Annotated in this window: 1 protein-coding gene; it reads right to left on the reverse strand. The window is 56.4% G+C overall.

What is annotated here, in order from left to right; all coding sequences use genetic code 11:
- Positions 1-283: 283 nt before the first annotated feature.
- A partial coding sequence (locus JF66_RS24890; protein ID WP_231556557.1) for a hypothetical protein occupies positions 284-530 on the reverse strand: 247 nt, incomplete at its 5' end.

Genomic DNA, 530 nt, shown 5'->3' on the forward strand with positions numbered 1-530 from the left:
GGGCAGCTTGCCTTGTGCTCGATCGAGCACTTGCACCGAATCCCAGAGCGCTGCTTCTGGCTTGAGTGAGTGCCAAACTCGGCAATATATGCCCATTTAAAACTTGACGAGGGTTTATCTAATCGATGTACTATTGCATCGAGGCATGGCAGCGGGGGCACCTTCTTCTCTCAAGTGCGTCGGACCACAGAGCATGTCCATTCGTACTCGGAGCAAGGGAGCACCGTGAAGAAAAGAGCAGCAATCGCCCTATCGGCATTCGCGATCGGCGGACTGATAGCACTTACCGGTTGCACGGCTGAATATTGGCTTCGGTGGGCACCACCTGTGGTGCGGTTGAGCCCCACTGTTCAGCGACGTGACCTGCATCGTTCAGCCCCACTACCGGCGTGGTTGAGCCCCACCTGAAAAGCTCCTCCCACCATGTGAGCGCCACACGGTGGAAGGAGTACCGGTAATGGTACGGAAGATCAAAGCGAAGCAGATCCTGCAGCTGCGTAATCAGGGCTTGTCGCGACGGGCGATTGAGT

Origin of the sequence: Cryobacterium sp. MLB-32, from assembly GCF_000738085.1 — a bacterium.
GTDB lineage: Bacteria > Actinomycetota > Actinomycetes > Actinomycetales > Microbacteriaceae > Cryobacterium.